Annotated in this window: 14 protein-coding genes and 1 pseudogene; 8 read left to right on the forward strand and 7 right to left on the reverse strand. The window is 68.2% G+C overall.

Annotated elements, in window-relative coordinates; genetic code table 11:
• Positions 1 to 69: 69 nt before the first annotated feature.
• Entirely contained in the window at positions 70 to 255 is a 186-nt protein-coding gene (locus QP939_RS28850) for a hypothetical protein (protein ID WP_285449347.1), read from the reverse strand.
• Positions 256 to 747: 492 nt separating this feature from the next.
• Between QP939_RS28850 and kdpF the strand changes: the two genes are divergently transcribed.
• The 4 genes and pseudogenes from kdpF to QP939_RS28870 all read left to right on the forward strand — a co-directional run bounded on the left by kdpF (position 748) and on the right by QP939_RS28870 (position 3176).
• Complete coding sequence (gene kdpF / locus QP939_RS28855; RefSeq protein ID WP_206794294.1) at positions 748 to 849, forward strand: K(+)-transporting ATPase subunit F; 102 nt, start codon at positions 748 to 750, stop codon at positions 847 to 849.
• Positions 849 to 1827 (forward strand): annotated as a pseudogene (locus QP939_RS28860) (potassium-transporting ATPase subunit KdpA); the annotation flags it as partial. The gene kdpF and the pseudogene QP939_RS28860, both read left to right, overlap by 1 nt.
• 149 nt (positions 1828 to 1976) lie before the next feature.
• On the forward strand, positions 1977 to 2408 hold the full coding sequence (locus QP939_RS28865; protein WP_285449348.1) for a hypothetical protein: 432 nt from the start codon (positions 1977 to 1979) through the stop codon (positions 2406 to 2408).
• Between the two features lie 345 nt (positions 2409 to 2753).
• On the forward strand, positions 2754 to 3176 hold the full coding sequence (locus tag QP939_RS28870) for a hypothetical protein (RefSeq protein ID WP_285449349.1): 423 nt from the start codon (positions 2754 to 2756) through the stop codon (positions 3174 to 3176).
• 248 nt (positions 3177 to 3424) lie between these two features.
• Here the strand turns inward: QP939_RS28870 and QP939_RS28875 are convergent, their stop codons facing one another.
• The gene (locus QP939_RS28875) at positions 3425 to 3883 is read right to left on the reverse strand and encodes a hypothetical protein (protein ID WP_285449350.1); all 459 of its coding nucleotides are present in this window, start codon (positions 3881 to 3883) and stop codon (positions 3425 to 3427) included.
• Between the two features lie 251 nt (positions 3884 to 4134).
• Positions 4135 to 4638 carry a single-stranded DNA-binding protein gene (locus tag QP939_RS28880; protein WP_285449265.1) on the reverse strand — a complete coding sequence of 168 codons (504 nt, stop codon included), beginning with the start codon at positions 4636 to 4638 and terminating at the stop codon, positions 4135 to 4137.
• A gap of 489 nt (positions 4639 to 5127) precedes the next feature.
• Between QP939_RS28880 and QP939_RS28885 the strand changes: the two genes are divergently transcribed.
• Together QP939_RS28885 and QP939_RS28890 are read left to right on the forward strand one after the other, a co-directional pair.
• Entirely contained in the window at positions 5128 to 6402 is a 1275-nt protein-coding gene (locus QP939_RS28885; RefSeq protein WP_285449351.1) for a glycosyl hydrolase family 28-related protein, read from the forward strand.
• Between the two features lie 90 nt (positions 6403 to 6492).
• Positions 6493 to 6960 (forward strand): nitroreductase family deazaflavin-dependent oxidoreductase, encoded by a 468-nt coding sequence (locus tag QP939_RS28890; protein ID WP_285459868.1) that lies wholly within the window; start codon positions 6493 to 6495, stop codon positions 6958 to 6960.
• A gap of 165 nt (positions 6961 to 7125) precedes the next feature.
• Here the strand turns inward: QP939_RS28890 and QP939_RS28895 are convergent, their stop codons facing one another.
• From QP939_RS28895 to QP939_RS28905, 3 genes are all read right to left on the reverse strand, one after another.
• Complete coding sequence (locus QP939_RS28895) at positions 7126 to 7530, reverse strand: class II glutamine amidotransferase domain-containing protein (protein ID WP_285449352.1); 405 nt, start codon at positions 7528 to 7530, stop codon at positions 7126 to 7128.
• Positions 7524 to 7829 carry a hypothetical protein gene (locus QP939_RS28900; protein WP_285449353.1) on the reverse strand — a complete coding sequence of 102 codons (306 nt, stop codon included), beginning with the start codon at positions 7827 to 7829 and terminating at the stop codon, positions 7524 to 7526. The genes QP939_RS28895 and QP939_RS28900 overlap by 7 nt, the downstream gene beginning before the upstream one ends.
• Before the next feature lie 629 nt (positions 7830 to 8458).
• The gene (locus QP939_RS28905; RefSeq protein ID WP_285449354.1) at positions 8459 to 9268 is read right to left on the reverse strand and encodes an AraC family transcriptional regulator; all 810 of its coding nucleotides are present in this window, start codon (positions 9266 to 9268) and stop codon (positions 8459 to 8461) included.
• 226 nt (positions 9269 to 9494) lie between these two features.
• Here QP939_RS28905 and QP939_RS28910 point away from each other — a divergent pair, with 226 nt between their 5' ends.
• Positions 9495 to 10250 (forward strand): nuclear transport factor 2 family protein, encoded by a 756-nt coding sequence (locus QP939_RS28910; RefSeq protein ID WP_285449355.1) that lies wholly within the window; start codon positions 9495 to 9497, stop codon positions 10248 to 10250.
• A gap of 30 nt (positions 10251 to 10280) precedes the next feature.
• Positions 10281 to 10604 (forward strand): MoaF-related domain-containing protein, encoded by a 324-nt coding sequence (locus QP939_RS28915; RefSeq protein WP_285449356.1) that lies wholly within the window; start codon positions 10281 to 10283, stop codon positions 10602 to 10604.
• Between the two features lie 194 nt (positions 10605 to 10798).
• Here the strand turns inward: QP939_RS28915 and QP939_RS28920 are convergent, their stop codons facing one another.
• Complete coding sequence (locus QP939_RS28920) at positions 10799 to 11305, reverse strand: Tn3 family transposase (RefSeq protein ID WP_285449357.1); 507 nt, start codon at positions 11303 to 11305, stop codon at positions 10799 to 10801.
• Between the last annotated feature and the right edge of the window lie 930 nt (positions 11306 to 12235).

The following is a 12235-nucleotide window of genomic DNA, read 5'->3' on the forward strand; positions in this document are numbered from 1 at the left end:
CAGCGCCACCGGACGCCGGATTGCTGGTGAATTGTCCGATTTGGACGTCTGGGTCGCGGTGTACGACGACTACCTCAAACGGGTAGCCGGGCCGGTGTCGAACAGCGCCTGCGCGGAACGGATGCACTCGAGGATGTCGCGGGCCAGCTGAGCCGCGGTGCGAGTGGTCACGGTGTCGGCCAGCTGGAGGTCGCGCACCTGGCCGTCGAGGGTCACCACCACGGCGATGGCACCGTTGTGGCTGCTGTGGCTCACTTGGACGGTGGTGCGGCGGGGAACGGACGTGCGAAGTTCGGGGTCGGCTGCCAAGGAGAACTCCCGGGACGAGATCCGGATCGGAGTGGGCGAAGGCGTGATCGTCCAAGGGTGGCCCCGAATTCCCGCCGAGGCCAGCCGTTCACCCCGCCGAGGCCGAGTTGTGACCAAGTCCGGATTGGACGCTGTGCGTCCGGGTGCTGATCGGTTTCGGTCGCGCGAACTGCATCGATCGGGTGGCTGTCGATCCGCTGCGTAGCCGTCGCCGTCAAGGACGCGTCAACGCGCCGCGAGGGCGCATCAAGACTCTGTCAGGTGACATCCGAACAGGAGTTCCGGCAGGCACGCTTCGGCCAGTCCGGTCACCATTCGGTCGACCTCGGCTTGTCGTGCGTGAGAAAGGAGCAGTCGCGTGGCCGATCTGGCCTATGTGCTGCTGGCGATCGTCGTGTTCGCCGTGCTGGCCTTGACCTTGCGTGGATTGGAGCGGTTGTGAGCGGCACCGGCGTGTTCGCCAACGTCCTCGGCGGCGTCCTGGCGCTGGCTCTGATCGTCTACCTGTTCATCGCGTTGATCAAACCGGAGAAGTTCTGATGTCCTCGACGTGGGCCGGCCTCGGGCAGGTCGGCCTCCTGCTGCTCGCGCTGGCGCTGGTGTACCGGCCCTTGGGCGACTACATGCACCGGGTGTTCACGAGCACGAAGCACTGGCGGCTGGAGAAGGCCGTCTACAAGATCGTGCGTGCCGGATCCCGAGAGCGAACAGCACTGGAAAACCTACGCTTCGGGTGTGCTGGGATTCTCGTTCGTCTCGGTCCTGTTCCTGTACCTGCTGCAGCGCTTGCAGCCGTTGCTGCCGCTGAACTTCGGCCGCACAGTCGACCCCGCGGTCGCGTTCAACACGGCGGTCAGCTTCGTGACCAACACGAACTGGCAGTCCTACGTGCCCGAGGGCGTCATGGGCCACGTGGTCCAGATGGCCGGGTTGACCGTGCAGAACTTCGTCTCCGCCGGTGTCGGGCTCGCGGTCGCCATCGCGCTCACTCGCGCGTTCGTCCGTTCGAAGAGCGACCGGCTGGGCAACTTCTGGGTCGACCTGACCCGCGGCACGATCCGCGTGCTGCTGCCGATCTCGTTCGTCTTCGCGATCGTGCTGGTCGCGCTCGGCGTCGTGCAGAGCCTCAAGTCCGGCGTCTCCGTGCTCAACCCGGACGGCTCCGGCAGCACCATCGCACTGGCCCCGGCGGCGAGCCAGGAGGTGATCAAGGAACTGGGCACGAACGGCGGCGGCATCTACAACGCCAACTCCGCGCACCCGTTCGAGAACCCGAACTCCTGGTCCAACCTCGTCGAGATCTTCCTGATCCTGGTGATCCCGGTCAGCCTGACCCGCACCTTCGGCAAGCTCGTGGGCAACACCAAGCAGGGCTACGTCCTGCTGAGCGTCATGGGCGTGCTGTGGGCGGGCATGCTCGCGGTGATCTGGTGGGGCGAGACGCACGCGAACGGCGCCGCCGCGCGGCTGGCCGGCTCGGCCATGGAAGGCAAGGAAACCCGGTTCGGGCTCGCGGCGTAGGCGTTGTTCGCCGACTCGACGACCGGCACCTCGACCGGCGCGGTGAACTGTGGTTCATCCGCTGCAGCGGCGTCGGGGGTGAACTGCTTCTTCAACTCCCCCAGCTGCCCGCGATCGACAACTGGCCCGGCCCTAACGTCCTGCTGATGTCAGCGACCAGCTGGGCAGGCACCTCCAGCCGCTATCACGTCAACACCGACGTCGGCATCGTCCTCCGGCCCGCACGACGACGAGGTGCGGCTCGTCCTCGAATCCACATTCCGCAAAGATTTTCTCTACTGGCCGGACATGCCACCCCTCTGCGGCGGTACGGTTCCGACAGCGACACCCGCCCGCAAGTGCTGACGCAACTGCTCCACCAACTCGCGGTCCCCGACCGCAGCCTCGCCGACTCGACCAGCATGCTCGAGCAAGAATTCGCCGACATCGACGACCCCGACCGCAGCAGAATCCTGCTGCCGGTCGGCAGCTGCGCCGAAGCCAAACGCGCCGACGAGTACCTCAACGCCGTCCCCGAATGGACCGGCCGCATCACCCTGCTCGTATCCGACGACGCAGACCTCGACAACGCCTGCTAGGTGCCTGATCAGCGGAAACGGTGTTCCCTGTGGTCGGCACAGGTGTGGCGGCCTGCGGGTATGCTCGTGGTAGCGCTCCGCGGGCCTACGTGTTCCTGAGTCGGAGCGTTAGCGGGCCGCCGCAAGTTTTGCGGCTTGCCACTTCGGTGGCGTAGCCCTTCGGGGCTGCTGCGGCGGACCGCGCCACTTCCACCTGAGCGGCTTGCAGGGCGCGCGAACGGGGCTGGCGTGTTCGAGGGCTGCTCGGCAGTGCGAGTGCTGCGCCGCTGATGCGCGGGGTCGACGTGCGGCCGGCGGGTAGGCTGGCAGGTGTTACCGCTGCCCTCCCTGCGCGGGAGGTGCGTCATGGTTGAACATCGAACAACAGGTTCAGGGCGGAAGCGCCGGTCCTCGGCGACGCTGGAGCGGCTGGAGGCGGCGCGGCGCCGCCGCGTGGAGCAGCGGGAGAACGAGCGACGCGTTGACGCGGCGCTGGGGCCGTTCGCGGAGGCGGTGACGGCGATCGAGGCGATCGAGCGCCGGCGCGAGGGCCGGGTCGACGCGCTGGGGGCGCAGCTGGATCGGAAGCTGGCGGAGCTGGAGCGGCAGCGCGCGTCGAAGGTCGCGGAGTTCGAGCGGTCGGTCGAGCAGGTCCGGGCGGATGCGGCGATGGAGATCGGGGAGAGGCGCGCGGTGATGGCGACGTCGGTGGCCGAGATCCGCGCGGCGGAGGTCGCTGCGGCGGAGACGGCGGCGTTGCTGGGGGGCGGTGACCGCGCTGTCGCGTGATGCCGCAGCGGCGGCGGAGGCTCGCGGGCAGGAGAGGGCGCCTGTTGGCTCGGGTGTAGTAGAAGCGGACTCGACGGCGGGATCGGACGATCATCCTGCGGAGGGCCCGCTGCATGAGCCGGTGCCGGTATCGGAGCCGATGGGCGAGGCGAGAGATCCGGCGGAGTAGCCGCGAGGCCGCGGAGGCATGAAAAGAGGGGTGGTGGCACCGCTAGGCGCCGCCACCCCTCTTCGTTGTTGTCGGCGGTTCAGCGCGCCGCGGTCGGCTGGTTAACCTGCTGCCCGGCGAGGCGCCGGGCGCGGCGGGCGAGAGTGAGGCGCTTGCATCGCTGGTAATGGACGATCATCGCGGCGATGCCGCAGCAGAACGCGATCCCGAATGCCCACTGGCTGGCGGTGCCGCCGTCGGCTGAGCCGGGGAAGTGCGCGATGAACAGGTAGCCGGGCAGGGTGATCGCGCCGAGGATGGCACCGCGGCGGTAGCGATGGTCGAGTTTCGGCTTGATGCGGTTGCGGCTGAGGTAGGCGACCACGCACCCGAGGAGCGCACCGAACAACACTGCGCTGGGCAGGGCGAGCAGGCCGGTGGGGTCGGTGAAGGGCGTGACGAAGAGTCCGATGTAGCCGAAGGGCTGGATGCCGAGGTAGACGCCGGTGCCTCCGGCGAGGACGAGCCCGGGGATGGTGACGCCGTAGCGAATGCTCATCCCCTGAGCGTCAAGCGATTCTCCTACCCCAAAGGGTGATCTTCGGGCCAGGACGCGTAGTCGTGGCTCGCGCGCGAGACGGCTCGCTGTCGCCGCATCGGACTTGGTCGCGGAACGGTTGTGGGCGGCGGGCATCGTGGCCTCCGACGGGCGTGTGGCATGGAAGAGGCCGGGGCCAGCCGTGAGGCTGGCCCCGGCCTTCGGGGTGGTGTCCGGCCGGAGGGGAAGGTCCGGCCGGACACCGGGTTTCATCAGAACGGCGGGGTGTCGCTGTGCCCGCCGGCGTTGGCGCCGACCAGCTCCTGTTCGGTGGCCGGGCCCCACAGATCGCCGGCCGGGGTGGCGGGCGTGCTGGTGGCCAGGTCCGGGTTCACCGTCGTGGGCGCGGTCTTCCCGTTCTTGGTGATGGTGGCGGTGGCGTAGCGCAGCGACGGGCCGATCTCGTCGACGGTCAGCTCGATCACGGTGCGCTTCTCGCCTTCCTTGGTCTGGAATGAGCGCTGCTGGAGGCGGCCCTGGACGACGACGCGGGCGCCGCGGGTCAGGGACTCGGCGACGTTCTCGGCGGCCTGCTTCCAGATGGTGCAGCGCATGAACAGCGCTTCGCCGTCCTCCCATTCGCCGGTGGCGCGGTTGAGGGTGCGCGGGGTGGAGGCGACGGTGAAGTTCGCGACCGCCGCGCCGGTCTGGGTGTAGCGCAGTTCGGGGTCGGCGGTGAGGTTGCCGATGATGGTGATGGTGGTGTCGCCGGCCATGGTGGCCTCCCTGGTGCTCGTCGGGGTGTGGAACGCGGCACAGCCTGAGCACGCGGCGGCCGGGGGTCGCCGTGAGGCGACGTCCCCGGCCCGGCTCATCCGCCCGGTGTGAACCAGCCCGCTGCTCGACTGGCGTCGGGGCTCGGCAGGTGGAGGGGCTGGTTCACCCGGGCGGATCGGGCCGGTCTTCGGGGACGCACTGCCCCCGGCCGGGGTGTGCTTACCTTCGGGCGATCCACGGCCCGGCGAGCCGGGCGAGGCCGCCGCCGGTGACACCCGCGCGCCGTCGCGCGCCACTGAGACTGGTCCGCGCGTGCGCTGGACGGTTCGACCGCGGGATTACCACGTTGGCGCGCTACAGCCCTGTGCCCGGCACCGCACCCGCTGCGTGGCGGGGTAAGCGTCATGGTTGCTTGACCGTTCCGCCCCAGCCACTTCTACGACGAGCAGCAGCTTCTGCTCGGCCGGTCGTATCGGGCGGGGGACTAGGTGCGCCTCACCGCGTCGGCGGGCGCCGCGTGGACAGTCGTCGACCTCCTCGACTCCGAGCTCGTCGCGCCGCCGCGCGTGCTTCCCTTCGCGGCCAACGCAGTGCTGTTCGGCGCCGACCCGGCCGGCCGCCGCGACTCGGCCGACGCCCTGGACCGCGCCATCGACTTCGCGCGGCGCGCTCACCTCAAGGTGTACCTGCCACCGGGGACGTACCAGGTCAACCGGGACGTCCTCGTCGACGACGTCACGATCGAAGGTGCTGGCAGCTGGTACACGATCGTTAAGGGCCACGGCGTCTACGGCAAGGCCGAGGGCAGCCACGACGTCCACCTCGCCCGCCTCGCGATCGAAGGTGACGTCCGGGAGCGCGTCGACACCGACCAGGTGAACGCGGTCGGCGGCGCGTTCAGCGATTCCACTGTGGACTCGCTGTACCTGCACCACACTAAGGTCGGCCTGTGGTTCGACGGGCCGATGTCCCGCACGCGGATCACGAACAATGTCATCGCCGACCAGATCGCCGACGGCCTGAACTTCCACACGGAAGTGACGGATTCGGTGGTGGCGAACAACTTCCTGCGCAACACCGGCGACGACTGCCTGGCCATGTGGTCGGAGAAGGCCCAGGACGCGCGGAACACGTTCGACCACAACACGGTCCAGACGCCGGTGCTGGCCAACGGGATCGCGCTCTGCGGCGGTGTGGACAACGTCGTCTCGGCGAACCTGGTCGCCGACCCGATCCGCGAGGGCAGCGCCATCCAGGTCGGCTCGCGGTTCGGCGCGGAGCCGTTCGGGGGCGGCTTGCGGATCGCGGACAACACGACCGTGCGGGCCGGGACGTTCGAGCTGAACTGGAAGATCAGGCTCGGCGCGATCTGGTTCTACGCGCGGGAGAAGGACATTGCCGCCGACATCGCGGTGACCGGCGACCACTTCCTCGACAACACCTACAACGCGATCATGCTGGTCAGCGACTTCCCCGTGAAGGACAAGTACTCCATCGGCGGGCTGCGGTTCGCGGACCTGCGCGTCGACGGCACCGGGACGTCGGTGCTCAGCGCGCGGTCGGTGGGCTCGGCGTCGTTCCGGAACGTGGCCGCGCGGGGCGTCGGGGCGGTCGGGGTCAACAACTGCGGGTCGTTCAACTTCCCGCCGACGGGCCAGCGCCGTGGCTGCTGCCGAACACGATCACCTGCGACGACCGGCCGCCGGTCGTGCCACCCCCGGCGCGTACGGGGTGGTGACCGGAATGCCAAACGATGTGAATGACTCATTCATGTCGCCTGACGACTTGAATGAGTCGTTCATGTCATCGAGGCGGCGCCGGACCGGACCGCTAGGGTCTCGCCCGTGACGGGTTTGCGGGGTGTCTTCGCGGGGTTCGGCAAGAGCAGGGCGTTCGCGGTGCTCGGGCGGGCGCTCGTGCCCGCCGACCGGGTGCTGCTGCGGATCAGCGGCGGCCGCGTCGGCGTCGGCGCGGCCGTCGGGCTGCGGACGCTGCTGCTGACGACGATCGGCCGTCGCAGCGGCGAACCCCGCCAGGTGCCGCTGCTCTACGTCGAGCGCGGCGGCGGGTACGTCGTGATCGGCTCGAACTGGGGCGGCGAAGCGCACCCGGCGTGGTCGGTGAACCTCCTGGCCCACCCGGCCGCGACGGTCGCCATCGGCGGCCGGACGGTCGAGGTCACCGGGCGGCTCCTGACCGGGGACGAGCGCCGGGAGATGTGGGACGCGGTCGCGGAGTACTGGCCCGCGTACGACCGTTACGCCGTGCGGGCCGAGCACCGCGAGATCCGCGTCTTCCTGCTGGAGCCGGTCAGTCGATGAGGTCGGTGTGCCGGATCCGGTACACCTGCAGCCGCAGGTTGTAGTACTTGTCGGTCTCGCCGACCCACTGCATGCCGAGCCGCTTGGCGACCGCGATGGCCCGCGTGTTGTTCGGCCGCGCGACGGCGAAGAGCTCCTCGGTGTCCTGGGTGAATGCCCACTCGATCAGCGGGGGGCGAGAGCGATGAACCGGTCTGCGGAGAGGATGTTCACGGCGGCGATACGGGTGTCCGAGCGTGGATCCTGTCGGGACGGGTGAGCCTCCTGCGGTAGGACGCCGTTGTGGGCCAGCAGGGTGCGGGGGTCGCCGCCGATGGGGAACGGGTGGATGTTGTCGTCGGTGACGGGGCCGTGGGTGGCGAAGCGGCTGTGGAACAGCGCGGGCTGGTCGGGGTGCAGGCCGCGCGGGGCGGTGAACTCGTCGATGACGGCGGCGGCGTTCATGCCTCGGCCGGTGATGATGCGGTCGCCGTCGACGATGGCGTAGCCGTGGCCGTCGTTGTTGTGCACGGTGCCGTTGGCCAGGGTGGTGGTGTCGAGTTGGGTGCCGGCGGGCAGGTAGGTCAGCATGCACATGCCAGGTCCTCCAGTTCGGCGGTCAGCGGCGCGTACTGCGGGCGGGTGCGCAGCCACTGGGTGAAGGCGCCCCAGGTCCAGACGCCGCGGGTGGTGGTGTCGGGGATGGTGAGGTCGCGGGTGTAGGCGACGGAGGCGTCGGCGAAGGCGAGTGCGGCTTGCACGTGCCGGATGTCGAGGCTGGAGGCGAAGACCCGCAGTTCGAAAGTGTCCTCGGGCTGGGTGTTGATGGCGGAACTGCGCCCCAGTAGGTGCCCTTGCAGGAGTGTTTGATGTTGTCGCGTTCGAGCCACGGAACGCGGCGTAGCCGCTGGAGCGGCGGGCGAGGGTCTGGACGTCGGGGGCGTTGCGGTAGACGAACTTCATCCACCGGAACACGTGGCAGGGGTCGGTGAAGGCGGCGCGGCTGATGTGGACGTGCAGCCCGTTGCCGTCGCCGGTGCAGCCGGCGCGGTCGAGCAGATGCCAGGAGAAGGAGTCCAGCGCCCAGCGGTAGGCCATCGGGTGGGTGACGAGCTCGAACCCGTAGCCGATGGAGTCGTCCGCGCTCGGTCATGACCTGTCCGACGAACGTTACGAAGCACTGTTCGGTATCGGCTACCGAGGATCCCGCCATTTCACCTGGCAAGAAGCTCTCGATTTCGCTGCCCGCGGCCCGTGGCCGCAGGCCGAAGTGTGCTTCGCCCTCGGCGGCACCGCCGACCAGTGTCGCCCGGACGATCCTGCAGACCGGCCTGGGGATCGGCGCGGTGTTCGGGTTGTTCGCAATCGTGCTGGTGGTGGGTGTGACGGTGCAGGCCGCCTACGGCGTGGAGACCAAGCAGCCACAGCTGGAGCGGTTGCCCGCTGAAAGGTCGAGACCATGTCGCCGCTAACCTCGACGCGACTTCGCCGCCGTCGCCGCGGGTGGGGCGTAGACGGATCAGCCGGCAGTTTTGCCTTGCTCCTGGTCGCGGAAGGCACCCGGTGTGGTTTCGGCTTCCCGGGCGAAGAACTTGACGAAGTTGGTGGGTTCGCTGAAGCCCAGGCGGCGGCTGATGGCTGCGACGGGCAGCGCGGTGTGCGCCAGCAGCCGTTTGGCCTCCAGGGCGACGCGGGCGTCGATCAGCGCCTTGGCGGACCGTCCGGTCGCTGCCTGGCAGACCCGGTTGAGCGTGCGCGGTGAGTAGCCGATGCGGTCAGCGTAGTCGGCGGCGCTGCGGGTGATGGCGTACGAGCGCTCCAGCTCGTGTTGGAACCGGCGGAACGCGTCGTCGACGGCACCGTCGCCGCCCCCAGGACCGGGCAGCCTGGCCACGCGCAGCAGCACAACGCCCAGGAGCAGCCGCAGCACGTCGAGCGTGGGATCGGCTTTCTGCTGCTCTCTGGTGGCGCGGTGGTATTCGATGAAGAGTTCGTCCATCGCACGTGCGATGTCCGCGCGCTGGTCCTCGGTCAGGTGATAGACCGTCGGACCGGTGGACTGGTCGAGCAGTCCGGCGAGCCGTTCCAGGTCCGGCGGGAACGCTGCCGTGAACAGGATGATCTCCGCGTCGAGTGCTGCGGGGCTGTCCGGGAGGGGCCGGGGCAGGCGCTGCACCTGCCCCGGCCGGACGTGCAGCAGAGTTCCCGGCTCACAGCCGTGGTCGACGAAATCGACCACGGCCGTCCCCGTGCCGTGGGTGATCAGGATCAGGTGATGAAAGTCTGGCCGGTGCAGCCGCACCTGCGAATTCGGGGACAAGCGACTCATCAGCTGGGAGTATCGGACCGTCTCGACGCCCAGGCGGGGTGTGTCGGGGTTCTCGAACCCGACGGTCGGGAGTTCGGCGCCCCGAGGTGGTTGTCCACTTTCTACCATGATGCGTCCTGATGCTACCTCGCTCGTGGTTCGACTTGCAGCGAGGATGGACAGCAAGAAAGGGCATCGGCTGGGACTCATCCGTGGGCCCGCCGGAACACACAGAATGGAGCGTGTCATGAACAACAAGGACCTGGTTCTGCAGGCCGCCGGAGAGTTGTTCGGGAAGAAGGACCCGTCGGCGGTGGACCGCTGGGTGGCCGCCGACTACACGCAGCACAGTTCCCTGGCAGGCGATGGCCCCGAGGCGCTGCGCGCCCTGGTGGCCTCGCTGCCCGACGGCTTCCGCTATGAGGGGGCGCGGGTGGTCGCCGACGGGGATCTGGTGGCGCTGCACGGCACCTACCACGGGTTCGGGCCGACGCCGCTGGTCGCCTTCGATCTGTTCCGCGTGCAGGATGGCAAGCTCGCCGAGCACTGGGACGCGCTGGTCCCTCTCGTCCCGCAGACGGTCAGCGGGCGCAGCCAGACCGACGGACCGACCCGGATCGCCGACCTCGATAAGACCGAAGCCAACCGCGCCCTGGTGGCGGAGTTCGCCGAGAAGGTCCTCCGGGGCGGCGACTACTCGGTCCTGACCGACTACATCTCCACCCGGACCTACGACCAGCACAACCCCGAGGCGGGCGACGGCCTGGACGGGTTCGGCGCCGCGGCTGGGAAGTGGGCCGAGCAGGGCAAGAACCTCGTCTACAAGACCATCCACCGGGTCGTGGCCGAGGGCGACTTCGTCCTGGTGCAGTCCGAAGGCGAGTTCGGGGTGCCGGTCGCCTACTGGGACCTGTTCCGCGTCGCCGACGGGAAGATCGTCGAACACTGGGACGCGATCGCGCCCGTCCCGGCCGAACTGCCGCACGACAACGGCCTGTTCTGATCCGTCCGACACAGTCAGGAGCACACTGCAGTGAGCACCCTCACCTACGCTGGCCGGACCTACCTGTTCCGGGTGGACAACGGCGTCGTCTTCCGCAACACCTACAGCGCCGACGGCACGAGCCTGCACTACGAGACGCTCGCCGGGCCGACGGCGGGCGCGCGGGAGACGGTGACCCTGCACGCCGCGGAAAGCGCGCCGGGCATCTTCGTCCTCGGCTGGGTCGAACAGTCCGGAATGACCATCACCCACGTGATGAACCTCAACACCGACACGATCCACGCCTTCTGGACCTACGAGACGGCAAGCGGCCGTGTCGGCGAACTCCACACCGGAACCATCGAACCCGCCTGAGCCCCTGGTGCGCCATCCCGCCGCCGCAGGCCTGGACCCACCGGGCCCGCGGCGGTCCGCACCACGGCACCCGCACCACCAGCGCGACGAGGACGACCACCGTGACGCCCAACACCTTCGGTGCAGCGCAACCACAATCATACCTTGTCGCGGACGGAAATACTCGGTGACGTTGATCCGCTTCAACAGAGGCTTCAGCTCGAACCCAGCAGCTTCGTCACCCCGAACCCGATTTCGGACTGGCCGTGGGAATCGACGTGGTTGGCCTCGACCTCCAGCTCGGTGCGATGGTGCATCGCGCCCTCGACCATCGCCGCGACCTCCGAGGCGGTACACGACAGCAGCTGGGAGCTGATCGCCATGGATCTATTGTCGACGTGCCAGGAGATCAGGACGCCGCGGCCGCCGTAGCGAACGTGGTGCTGGGTGAACAGGTTCTGGTCGAATGCGCCGATGTGCGTCGAGTCCGACGCGACCGCGCCTGTCCCGGCGCCCCAGATCGTCTCCTGGCGGGCCGCGAACGTCGCGTTCGCGATCGCCGCGGTGAACGACTGCGCGCCCTCGGTCGAGAGATAACGGCGGCGCGCGTAACGCAGCTCTTCTTCTGTGTGCCTGTGGTCTCCGGCGGCGATGGCACGGATCCCGATGTTCGTGCCGTAGCCGAAGATCGCGAGGATCGGCCGCTCGGCCAGCCTGGCCAAGCTGATTTGGAAAATCTGGGCTTCAAGAAAGTGTGGAAAGAGACCTTTGTGCAGATCGACACCGAAGGGAAATCCCCTGAGCTATCGATGACCCCGAAAGGGCTGTGTACATGACGATCGACCATCGTGTGGACAGATTCAATGACATAAAGAGTTTCCTACGTTCACCTGGGACCAGGGGTCGCTGAAGAGGCTTTCGATAGGGCTCAACCCTCGCGACACGATCCGCCTTATATTGGGGATGACTGCCAGAACTCGGCTCGGAACATCTGGATCTAAAATACGGCTGAAATCGGCGTTCGCACGAGCAGTGTGTTCAGGATTCAAGTAACAAAATTCCATTACCCTCAATTGTTCTGTGCCGTGGTCCTCCCGTCTGTCGATCAGCGGACAGGAGGACCACGGCACAGTGGCACCAGGCCAAAACATGCACGAAGGGGTGCTGACCGAAACGACGACGGGACCCTCCATTCTGTCGCGGACGGTGCCCACGTCGGCAGCTAGGCCGTCGGTGTACTGCGCCTGAACGATATCCCGGTCCTGCAGTTGTGCGGCAAAGCGAAACCCGGTCCGGCCGATGAGATGGGGGGAAGCACGCGGGACTTCTTGACTCGGCGGGCGACGTGTCTTGGCTGGGGAGCGTCAAGACCCTGCCGCGCGCCGGCCCCGGGGTCGTGGTGACAACCAGCGTGAACAACCGGTGCCAGCAGCCTCGATCCGTCAGACCTGGTCAACGCTGTGGATTCCGGAGCCGGGACGGCCGGGTTCGAGGCGGGCGGAGCCGGTGGGCAGTGACCTGGAGTGCCGGTGCTCAATCGAGGTGTTCCTGTACGCAGCCGAAGATGTAGCTGTAGCGGTGTGAGATGAGCAGTCGACGTGCATGGACGGCGCGGAACCGTTCGCCACCCGACTAGGCGGCCGTTGAACCCG

Source organism: Amycolatopsis nalaikhensis, from assembly GCF_030264295.1.
In the GTDB taxonomy this organism is placed as follows: Bacteria; Actinomycetota; Actinomycetes; order Mycobacteriales; family Pseudonocardiaceae; genus Amycolatopsis; species Amycolatopsis nalaikhensis.

Bases quoted from the DNA above. Each gene is read 5' to 3' on its own strand.
- QP939_RS28865 (WP_285449348.1), top strand. From the start codon at position 1,977: ATGTCAGCGACCAGCTGGGCAGGCACCTCCAGCCGCTATCACGTCAAC.
- QP939_RS28870 (WP_285449349.1), top strand. From the start codon at position 2,754: ATGGTTGAACATCGAACAACAGGTTCAGGGCGGAAGCGCCGGTCCTCG.
- QP939_RS28875 (WP_285449350.1), bottom strand. From the start codon at position 3,883: ATGAGCATTCGCTACGGCGTCACCATCCCCGGGCTCGTCCTCGCCGGA.
- QP939_RS28880 (WP_285449265.1), bottom strand. From the start codon at position 4,638: ATGGCCGGCGACACCACCATCACCATCATCGGCAACCTCACCGCCGAC.
- QP939_RS28895 (WP_285449352.1), bottom strand. From the start codon at position 7,530: ATGCTGACCTACCTGCCCGCCGGCACCCAACTCGACACCACCACCCTG.
- QP939_RS28905 (WP_285449354.1), bottom strand. From the start codon at position 9,268: ATGAGTCGCTTGTCCCCGAATTCGCAGGTGCGGCTGCACCGGCCAGAC.
- QP939_RS28910 (WP_285449355.1), top strand. From the start codon at position 9,495: ATGAACAACAAGGACCTGGTTCTGCAGGCCGCCGGAGAGTTGTTCGGG.